Origin of the sequence: Kitasatospora sp. LaBMicrA B282 (genome assembly GCF_050325825.1) — a bacterium.
GTDB lineage: Bacteria > Actinomycetota > Actinomycetes > Streptomycetales > Streptomycetaceae > Kitasatospora.
The window spans coordinates 1-9,810 of sequence record NZ_JBNQTI010000234.1 but is presented as its reverse complement, the minus strand read 5'-3'; the positions used below and the strand labels follow the sequence as shown (position 1 = coordinate 9,810).

Genomic DNA, 9,810 nt, shown 5'->3' with positions numbered 1-9,810 from the left:
GGGGCGGTCGGGGCGGCGGACGCGGGGGTGCCGGCGGTAGCCTGGTCGGCGGCCGGGTTCACCAGGGTCACCGTCGAGGTGCCGGCGGCGGACGCGGCGTCGGCGCCGTCCGCCGGGGCGGGCACGGCCGAGCCGGCGGTGGGGCCGGGGTCGGCCGGCTGGGCGGCGGGCTGGGACGGGTTGCAGGCGGCGAGCGAGAGCACCGCTGAGGCGGCGATCACCGGCAGGACGCGGGTGCGCAGGTGCATGCGGAGGGTCACCTTCGGCGTAAGGCGGGCAGGGAGTGGCGGCGAGCCCCGCGCCAACTGGTCAGGGGCATGCCAGGCCGCACGGCACGGGTCCACCCGGGAGCACACCCGGGGTGGTACCTGCGGCGCGGCAGGAGGAGAGCAGGCCGGAACCGGCCGAAGTCCGCCGTCGGCCGCGCCCCTGACTCCCCCCTAAAACTAGAGCCAGTAGTTTTTCTGGGCGAGAACGTACACTACCCCGCGTGCCCGACCGAATCCCGGGGGCATGCGAACCAACCCGCCGGGAGGACACGGAGATGGGCAGACCGCCGCGGACGCTGCTGACCCGGGAGGGGATCATGCGGGCCGCGCTCGCCCTGGTCGACGAGGAGGGCGCCGCAGCCCTCTCGACCACCCGCCTGGCAGCCCGACTCGGCGTCAAGGGCCCCTCGCTGTACAACTACATCGCCGGTCGGGACGAGATCGTCGACGGCATCTGCGACCTGATCGTCGCCGAGATGGAACTCGACCCCCGGCTGCGCCCCTGGACGGCCGCGCTGGACAGCTGGGCCCGCTCCTACCGCGCCGCGTTCGCCGCCCACCCGAACGCGATCCCGCTGCTCGCCGCCCGCCCCACCCGGTCGCCGGCCGCACTCGCCGGCTACGCCAACGCCTTCGCCGTGCTGCGCGAGGCGGGCTGGCCCGAGGAGCAGCTGCTGCCGGTGGTGCAGGCCGTCGAGTACTTCCTGCTCGGCTCCGCGCTGCACCTCGACCGCCCGCTGCACGCCGACTGCCCGGCGGGCGCGACCCCCGACGCGCTGGCCCCGCTGCTCACCGCACCGCCCGACTACCAGGAACTCGCCTTCGAAACCGGACTGGCCGCCCTGCTCGCCGGCCTCAAGGAGGCACTGGCGGCCGGACGGCCCTGAGCGCGGCGGGCGCTGTCGCAAGGCCGCGTCAGCGGTCCGGTCTCAGCGGTCCTGGTCTCCGCGGTCGAGGTTCAGGCAGAGCGCCCAGACGTCGGAGTAGGTGTTAGGCGAGGGCGATCCCCCGACGTGCACGTCGGCGGTCCAGGACTCGGGCGTCCGGGTGCCGTCGGTGACCGGCGTGCCGTCCGGGTTGCTGGGGTAGTTGCCGATCAGGTGGGTCCCGCCGGAGCCCGCCTTGCTGAAGTCGGTGGTCGTCACGTTGCCGCCGCTGTCGGCGGCGCCCCCGCTGACCAGCACCGAGCGCGGCCGCCCGCGATGACGCTGGTCGGCCGGGTCGGTGCAGCCGACCGTCGCCGTCTGGCTGGTGCCGGCGGTGTCCGGGCCGCTCAGTTCGCGGAAGTGGACCGTCGTGGTGAGCCCGCGGACCTTCACGTGGTCGCCGCTGCAGATCGCGTAGGCGTACGTCTCGTTGCCGGTGTTGCGGCCGCCGCCGATGCCGCCCACGGCGGTCCACGAGTCGGGGTCGGTCTCACCGTCCGCCGCCGCCTTCTGCCCGAAGTCGTGCGCGGCGTCGTCGAAGGTGGGGAAGCTGGCGATCGGCTTCAGGCTGCCGACGCTGGCGGGCGTGGTCCGCGCGCCACCGCCGATCAGCCGGGTGCCGGCCGGGCAGGTCGCCGTCACGATCTTCTCGGTCTGCCCGGTGCTGGGACCGGCGACCTTGTTCATCACCACCTGGGTGTGCCGGATCCGGTTGCTGGACAGGCAGAGCGCGTAGGGCGTGGTCGAGAAGTCCGGGCTGAAGTTGCTGCCGCTGCCGCCGAACGCCATCCAGTGCGTCACGTCCTTGCCCACCACGCCGGTCGCGCCGGTGAACTCGGTGCTCCCGTCCGCGCTGGGCGCCATGCCCATCACGTGGTTGCCGTTGCCCGACCGGTCGTCGCCGGTGGACTGGTCGATCCCGCCCCCGGAGACCAGGCCGTGCGGGCAGTCTGCGTGCGCCGAGACGCCGGTGAACGGGGTCCCCGGGCCGATGGTAGCCCCCGGGGTCGCCACCACGACGGCGGCGGCGTCGGCGTACGCGACGTTCGGCGCCGCGAGGACCAGCAGGGCGCCCGGGATCAGCACGGTCCCGAGCAGGGTGCGCCGCTTGGTGGTGGTCGAATTCGCGGTGTTCGGCCTCGTGCTGTTCGGCGTCGCGGTGTTCGACTTCGTGGTGTTCGTCATCGATCGCTGTCTCTCTGTTGCTCTGGTGACCCGGCTGACCGGTTCAGGAACCGTCGTTGGCGCACAGGGCCCAGGCGTCGGTGTGGTTGGTCGTCGAGGCCATCCCGCCGGTGTGCGCGAAGGCCGTCCAGGACGCCGCCGTGGTGGTCCCGTCGCCGACCGGGTTGCCGCTGGAGTCGCTGGGGAAGCTGCCGTTGAGGTGGTCGCCGGCCGAGCTCGGGCCGGTGAAGTCGGTGGTGGTCACGCCGCCCGCGCTGATCGCGGCGCCACCGCTGACCAGGGTCCCGTCGCTGCTGCCACAACCGACCGTCGCGTTCTGGCCGGTGCTCCCGGTGTTCGGGCCGCTCACCTCGGTGTTGCGGACGGTCACGGTCACGCCGCTGACGTTGATACCGCTGCCGCTGCAGATCGCGTAGGCGTAGGTCTCGTTGCCGGCGTTGCTGCTGTTGTCCCAGCCGACCGCGGTCCAGGAGTCGGGGTTGGTCTCGCCGTCCGCGGCCGCCTTCTGGCCGAAGTCGTGGGCCGAGTTGTCGAAGGTCGGGAAGCTCGCGATCGCCTTGAAGTTGCCCGTGTTGGCCGGCGAGACCAGCGCGCCGCCGCCGAGCAGCACCGAGCCGGACGGACAACTCGCCGTCACCAGGCCGACGGTCGCCGCCGCGGTGGGCGCGTTGACCTTGTTCATCACGACCTGGGTGTGGTTGATCAGGCTGCTGCTGAAGCACATCGCGTACGGCGTGGTGGAGAACGAGGAGTTGACCTGGCCGCCGCTGCCGCCCTTGGCGATCCAGTACGCCACGTCGGTGCCGACCACCCCGGTCGTGCCGGTGTACTCGCTGGACCCGTCGGAGCTGGGCTCGGTGCTCAGCACGTGGTTGCCGTTCACCCCCGCCCCGGAGCCGATGGCCTGGTCGATCCCGCCGCCGGAGACCAGGCCGCTGCTGCACTGGGCGTCGGTCGAGATCGAGGAGTCGATGGCGCTGGGGCCGAGGGTGGCACCGGGGGTGTGCACGGTGACGGCCACGGTGTTGGCGTAGGCGGTCCCCGGCGCCGCCAGGGTCAGCAGGGCGCCCAGGACGAGCGCCTTTCCGAGGGTGGGCCGGGACTTCTGCGCCATCGCGGATCTCCTTCTCGAGGGGGTGAGCGGAGACGATTGAAGCAGCGCCCCCGGGCGCGCGACGACTGGTCGTCCCTACCGGCCGGACGGCGCTGACCTGGGTGATCTGACAGTGGATCAGGGCTCAGCGCTGTGCGAAGGCGGCCACGATGCCGTCGTGCCCCACCTCGGCGCGCAGCAGGGCGGTGAGCAGCAGCCGCGCCTTCAGCGGGTCGAGGCGCCCGGCGCTGATCAGGCCGCGGGACAGCAGGTCGTGCTCGGAGCCGGGGAAGGCGTAGGTGCGGCTGAGGACGGGTCCAGCCCCGGTGCGGGAGGCGAGCACCACAGGGACCGCCGCCGCCAGCCGCTCCAGCCGCGCCACCCAGCCCTGCGGCACGTGACCGGCCCCGAAGGCGGCGATCACCACGCCGTCGAACCGGCCCTCCAGCCCCGCCAGCAGTTCGCCGTCGTCGCCGAGCGCCGCCGGGATCAACGCCACCCGGGCCTGCCGGGTGAACGGCAGCGCGACCCGGGCCGGGGCACGACGGACCGTCAGCAGCAGCCGCAGCTCGCCCTCGACCACCTGACCGAGCGGCCCGGCGTCGGGCGAGGCGAAGGCCGTGATGCCGGTGCTGTGGACCTTCCGCACCAGCGAGGCCGCGTGCACGGCGTCCGCGAAGAGCACCACGCAGCCCAGGCCGGCCGCCTCCGCAGCGGCCGCCGACTGCACCGCCGCCAGCAGGTTGGCCGGCCCGTCCGCCCCGGCCAGCGACGGGTTGCGCATCGCCCCGGTCACCACGACGGGCGGGCGCCCGGTGTAGAGCAGGTCGAGCAGGTAGGCCGTCTCCTCGATGGTGTCGGTGCCCTGGGTCACCACGAACCCGGCCGTGCCCTGCGCAGCCCGGGAGTCGAGCTCCCGGGCAAGCTCGGCGACGTCCTCGATCAGCAGCGAGGCGCCGGGCTGCTGCCGGAAGTCCAGCACCTCGAGGCGTGCGTACCGGTCCAGCCCCGGCACCGCGGCCACCAGGTCCGCCGCGGTCAGCCGCGGCACGGCACCGCCGTCGGGCCCGGCGGTCATCGCGATGGTGCCCCCGAGCGAGACGATCAGGACCGAGGGCAGCGCCTCGCGGGTGTCGGCGGCGGTGGCCTCGGCAGCGGCGGTGGCGGCGGTCGTGGGCATGGCGGCTCCTTCGTCGTGACCGGCTCCCATCTCACCGGATCCCGCGCACGGGCGCAGCGGCGGCGCGCCGGTCCGGACCGGCGCGCCCGCACCGCCGGGGTCAGCCGCTACCGGCCGCGCCCGCCCGGAGCACGCCCAGCAGCCGGGCCACCTCCCTGGCGACGGCACTGCGGGCAGGGCCGAGGTAGCGCCGGGTGTCGACCAACTCGGGTGCATCGGCCAGAGCTTGACGGATCGTCAGAGTGAAGATCCGGTTGAGGTGGGTGGCTACGTTGACCTTGGTCATGCCGTGCTCGACCGCGCGGGTCAGGTGCTCGTCCGCCACGCCCGAGGAGCCGTGCAGCACCAGGGGGACCGGAACGGCCGCCCGCAGCGCGGCGATCAGCGCGAAGTCGAGCTGCGCCGTGCGGGTGAGCATGGCGTGCGAGCTGCCGACCGCCACCGCCAGCGCGTCCACGCCGGTGCTGGCGACGAAGGCGGCCGCCTCCCCCGGGTCGGTGCGTGCGCCCGGGGCGTGCACGCCGTCCTTGCCGCCGACCTCGCCCAACTCGGCCTCCACCCAGACGCCGGCCGCGTGGCAGTGGGCGACCACGGCCGCGGTGGCCCGCAGGTTCTCCTGGTACGGCAGCGCGGAGGCGTCGAACATCACCGAACCGAAGCCGAGTTCGACGGCCTCGTGGACCAACGCCGGTGCGGTGGCGTGGTCCAGGTGCACGGCGGCCGGCACCGCGGCGGCCCGGGCGACCGCCAGGGTGGCGGTGCCGATCGGGGCCAGCCCGCCGTGGTAGCGAACCGCGTTCTCGCTGATCTGCAGCACCACCGGGGTGCCGGCGGCCTCGGCGCCCGCCACGATGGCCTGGGCGTGTTCGAGCTGGATCACGTTGAAGGCGCCGACCCCGCGCACGGCCTGCGCCGCGGGGGTGACGATGGCGCCGGTTCCGGCCAGGGGCACGGCTGCTCCTCGGTAGCGGGTGGACGGCGGTTCAGCCGCGGGGGGGTCACGGCCGCTCCAGCACGACCGAGCGGGTCAGGCCCTGCGGCCGGTCGGGGTCCAGGCCGCGGCCCTTGGCGAGCGCGACGGCCAGCCGCTGGGCCCGGACCAGGTCGGCCTGCGGGTCGAGGTCGCTGACCGAGACCACGGCGCCGGTCGGGCGGATCTGGTCCAGCAGGCCCGCCGGCGGCTCGCCGAAGAACCAGACCACACTGTCCGGGCCGGTGACGCTGATCGGTCCGTGCCGGTACTCCATCGCCGGGTAGGACTCGGTCCAGGCCCCGGACGCCTCGCGCAGTTTGAGGGCCGCCTCGTTGGCCACCCCGACCGTCCAGCCGGTGCCGAGGAAGGTGAACTGGCGTGCCTTGGTGGCCCCGTCGGGCAGCGGGGCGAGCAGCGCGCGCTCGGCCTCGGCGGGCAGGTCGGCGGGGGCCAGGCCCAGCTGCCCGCGCAGCAGGGCCAGCGTGCTGGTGGCGAACCGGGTCTGCACCACCGACTTCTCGTCGGCGTAGGCGAGTTCGACCAGTGTGTCGGCGGCCGTGGCGATCGGGGTGGCGGGGTCGCCGGTGATCGCCGTGGTGGGGGTGCGGCCGGTGCGCTCCAGGGCGGCGAGCACCTCGGTGGTGGTGCCGGAGCGGCTGATCGCGAGCACCCGGTCGTAGCCGCGGGTGTCCGGGAACTCGGAGGCGGCGAACGCGTCGGTCTCGCCCTGACCGGCGCGTTCGCGCAGCGCGGCGTAGGCCTGGGCGATGTACAGCGAGGTGCCGCAGCCGAGTACGGCCACGCGTTCGCCGCGGGCCGGCAGGCCTTCGGGGGTGCCGGTCAGGGCTCGGCGCCAGCACTCCGGCTGGCTGGCGATCTCCCGCTCGACGTGGCTCGTCTCGACCTGGCTCATGAGGATTCTCCCGTGCTGGGTGCGTGACAGATGCTCGCTGATGCACTTCTGTGCGTGAAACTGTTCCATTGATAGCCGAATACAGCAGCTATGAGCAATACTGAACCTGCCGGATGCGTGCTGCGGCGCGCGCTAGGCTCAAGATCGGACCAGTCGGACTCGAGGAGTGGCGATGGGCGCGCACGAGCGGTGGACCAGACTGCTCGACCTGCTCGGCGACCGCGGCCGGATCGAGGTCCTGGAGGCCGCCGACCTGCTCGCCGTCTCGGCCGCCACCGTCCGGCGCGACCTGGACGAACTCGCCCGCCAGCAGTTGCTCACTCGCACCCGCGGCGGCGCGGTGCTCAGCGGCGTCGCCTACGACCTGCCGCTGCGCTACAAGACGGCCCGGCAGGCCGACGAGAAGCTGCGGATCGCCAAGGCCGCCGCCGCCCTGGTCCCGGTCGGCGCGGTGGTCGGGGTCAACGGCGGCACCACCACCTCCGAGGTGGCCCGCGAGCTCGCCACCCGCACCGACCTGGCCGGCCACGGCAACCAGGTCGCACTGACCATCGTCACCAACGCGATCAACATCGCCAACGAGCTGGCGGTCCGCCCGTACGTCAAGACGGTGGTCACCGGTGGCGTGGCCAGGCCCAACTCCTACGAGCTGACCGGCCCGTTGGCCACGATGGTGCTCCAGGCCATCTCACTGGACTGCGCCATCCTGGGCGTGAACGCGCTCGACCCGCAGCTCGGCGCGGCCACCCACGACGAGAGCGAGGCCAGCGCCAACCGCGCGATGGCCGAGCGCGCCGCACAGGTGATCGTGGTGGCCGACTCGACCAAGCTCGGCCGGCGCGCCTTCGCCCAGGTCTGCACCACGAGCGCGATCACCACCCTGATCACCGACACCGGCGCCCCCGCCGAGCTGGTCGAGCAGTTCACCGCCCGCGGCGTCGACGTCCGGCTGGTCTGACTCCCGTTCCCCGCAGGTGATCTGACGGTCCGTCGGATCACCTGGTTGCGCTGTCCGCAACCGGCTCGACCATCCGGGACTGCAACAACTCGATAACGCAGCTGGTCCGGCAGCACAACAAAGCTGCACACTCTGTTGGCACGCGTGCTCGAACTTGATTAAATCGAGCGCTCAGGATGCACCTTCGTGCAGACCGGGCAAGCCGCACGACCCCCCGACCCTCCACCGGGCCCCGCCAGCAGCCGGGCCCCCGTGCAAAGGCGGTACTCAGATGCAGCGGCGTCTCCTCACCCTCGCAGCGGCCGGCGCGGCCGGAGTGCTCGCCCTGTCGGCGTGCGGCTCCGGATCCGGGTCCGGCTCCGCCGACGGCACCACCACCATCAAGTTCGTCGCGGCGGACTACGGCTCCAACGGGCAGAACCCGAGCCAGGCCTACTGGCAGGGCGTCATCTCCGCCTTCGAGCAGCAGAATCCGAAGATCAAGGTCGACCTGCAGGTGATCAACTGGAACGACATCGACACCCAGGTCAAGACCATGGTGCAGAACGGCAACGAGCCGGACCTGCTGCAGACCGGCGGCTACGCCGACTACGCCAAGAACGGCCAGCTCTACGCCGCCCAGGACGTGCTCTCCCCCGCCACCGCGAGCGACCTGATCCCGGCCCTGGCCAAGGCGGGCGTGCAGGACGGCACCCAGTACGGCATCCCGTTCGTCTCCAGCGCCCGGATGTTCCTGATCAACAACACCCTGTTCAAGCAGGCCGGTCTGGACCCGACCAAGCCGCCGACCACCTGGGACGAGGTGACCGCCGACGCCACCGCGCTGAAGAAGGCCGGCGTCGAGGTCCCGCTCGGCATCCCGCTGGGCCACGAGGAGGCGCAGGCCGAGTCCTTCATCTGGATGATGGAGAACCACGGCGGCTACCAGGACGCGAGCGGCAAGTACACCATCAACTCCGCTGCGAACATCGCCACCTTCACCCAGTTGAAGAGCTGGGTGGACGCCGGCCTGACCGAGCAGAGCCCGGCCTCGGTCAACCGCACCGACCTGCTCAAGGACTTCGCCTCCGGCAAGGTCGGCATGGTCAACGGCATCCCCACCGAACTGGCCGACGTGAAGAACATGGACGTCAGCTGGACCTCGATGCCCAGCAAGGACGGAGCCACCAAGTCCACCCTGGGCGTGGCCGACTGGATGATGGCCTTCAAGAAGGGCGGGCACCAGGACCAGATCAAGGCCTTCCTCGACTTCGCCTACAGCAAGGAGAACACGGTGAAGTTCGACAAGGAGTACGACCTGATGCCGGTCACCCAGTCCGCGCTGACCGAGTTCCAGAGCGACCCGGACGAGAAGCCGCTGCAGCCCTTCCTGCAGATCCTGCCCACCGCCACCTTCTACCCGCTCAGCGACCCGACCTGGCCGGCCGTCTCCGCCCAGATCAAGACCCAGATCGGCAGCGCCCTCGGCGACCCGAAGAAGGGCCTGGACGCCCTGCAGCAGGCGGCCCAGCAGGCCGGCGAGTGAACCGGCGACCGCCGAACCGGCGACCGCCCGGGCGCTCGCTGTTCGTCCAGCTCGGTCCGTTGCCGTGGATCGCGCCCGCGGTGCTGCTCATCCTGGCCGTGGTGATCTGGCCGGTGGTCGAGATGGTCAGCACCTCGCTGCGCCGCATCGACACCACCGGCACCGACCACGGCCCCGCCGGCCTGGTCAAGTACCGCAAACTCTTCGCCGATCCGCGGCTGCCCGACGTGCTCACCTGGACCGCGGTGTGGACGATCGTGGTGGTCGCGCTGACCATGCTGCTCTCCCTCGCCCTGGCCCAACTCTTCAACCAGAACTTCCCCGGCCGCCGCCTCACCCGCTGGGCCCTGATCGCCCCGTGGGCCGCCTCCGTCCTGATGACCGCCATCGGCTACCGCTGGATGCTCGACCAGGTCTCCGGCGTCCTCAACCGCCTGCTGCTCGACCTGCACCTGATCGGCCACGCCCAGGCCTGGCTGGGCGACGCCGGGCGCTCCAAACCCTGGCTGGTCTTCGTCGCAGTCTTCGTCTCCCTGCCCTTCACCACCTACACCCTGCTCGCCGGCCTGCAGACCATCCCCACCGAGGTCTACGAAGCCGCCCACGTCGACGGCGCCACCCCCTGGCAGACCTACCGCAAGGTCACCCTGCCCCTGCTACGCCCGGCCTTCCTCGTCGGCCTGGTGATCAACCTGATCAACGTCTTCAACTCCTTCCCCGTCATCTGGGGCATGACCCAGGGCGGCCCCAACGCCGACACCGCCACCAGCACCGTGTTCATGTACATG

Annotated in this window: 9 protein-coding genes and 1 pseudogene; 4 read left to right on the top strand and 6 right to left on the bottom strand. The window is 72.3% G+C overall.

The annotated features are described in order from the left end of the window. Positions 1-248, bottom strand: a pseudogene (locus ACQRUO_RS36305) (hypothetical protein); the annotation flags it as partial. A 296-nt stretch (positions 249-544) separates the two neighbouring features. On the opposite strand from ACQRUO_RS36305, the gene ACQRUO_RS36300 reads away from it, so the two are divergent. Then, positions 545-1,156 carry a TetR/AcrR family transcriptional regulator C-terminal domain-containing protein gene (locus ACQRUO_RS36300; protein ID WP_428320437.1) on the top strand — a complete coding sequence of 204 codons (612 nt, stop codon included), beginning with the start codon at positions 545-547 and terminating at the stop codon, positions 1,154-1,156. 42 nt (positions 1,157-1,198) lie between these two features. Here the strand turns inward: ACQRUO_RS36300 and ACQRUO_RS36295 are convergent, their stop codons facing one another. The 5 genes from ACQRUO_RS36295 to ACQRUO_RS36275 all read right to left on the bottom strand — a co-directional run bounded on the left by ACQRUO_RS36295 (position 1,199) and on the right by ACQRUO_RS36275 (position 6,539). Then, on the bottom strand, positions 1,199-2,380 hold the full coding sequence (locus tag ACQRUO_RS36295; protein WP_428320436.1) for a hypothetical protein: 1,182 nt from the start codon (positions 2,378-2,380) through the stop codon (positions 1,199-1,201). 43 nt (positions 2,381-2,423) lie between these two features. After that, a complete protein-coding gene (locus tag ACQRUO_RS36290; protein ID WP_428320435.1) occupies positions 2,424-3,494 on the bottom strand; it encodes a hypothetical protein in 1,071 nt (356 codons plus the stop codon). Positions 3,495-3,618: 124 nt separating this feature from the next. Further along, complete coding sequence (locus ACQRUO_RS36285) at positions 3,619-4,653, bottom strand: asparaginase (RefSeq protein ID WP_428320434.1); 1,035 nt, start codon at positions 4,651-4,653, stop codon at positions 3,619-3,621. Between the two features lie 100 nt (positions 4,654-4,753). Continuing rightward, entirely contained in the window at positions 4,754-5,605 is an 852-nt protein-coding gene (locus ACQRUO_RS36280) for a class II fructose-bisphosphate aldolase (RefSeq protein ID WP_428320433.1), read from the bottom strand. A gap of 46 nt (positions 5,606-5,651) precedes the next feature. Beyond that, positions 5,652-6,539 carry an SIS domain-containing protein gene (locus ACQRUO_RS36275; protein WP_428320432.1) on the bottom strand — a complete coding sequence of 296 codons (888 nt, stop codon included), beginning with the start codon at positions 6,537-6,539 and terminating at the stop codon, positions 5,652-5,654. A gap of 172 nt (positions 6,540-6,711) precedes the next feature. Between ACQRUO_RS36275 and ACQRUO_RS36270 the strand changes: the two genes are divergently transcribed. From ACQRUO_RS36270 to ACQRUO_RS36260, 3 genes are all read left to right on the top strand, one after another. Then, positions 6,712-7,497 carry a DeoR/GlpR family DNA-binding transcription regulator gene (locus ACQRUO_RS36270; RefSeq protein ID WP_428320431.1) on the top strand — a complete coding sequence of 262 codons (786 nt, stop codon included), beginning with the start codon at positions 6,712-6,714 and terminating at the stop codon, positions 7,495-7,497. A 271-nt stretch (positions 7,498-7,768) separates the two neighbouring features. Then, a complete protein-coding gene (locus ACQRUO_RS36265) occupies positions 7,769-9,022 on the top strand; it encodes an extracellular solute-binding protein (RefSeq protein WP_428320430.1) in 1,254 nt (417 codons plus the stop codon). Then, a partial coding sequence (locus ACQRUO_RS36260) for a carbohydrate ABC transporter permease (protein ID WP_428320429.1) occupies positions 9,019-9,810 on the top strand: 792 nt, incomplete at its 3' end. The genes ACQRUO_RS36265 and ACQRUO_RS36260, both read left to right, overlap by 4 nt.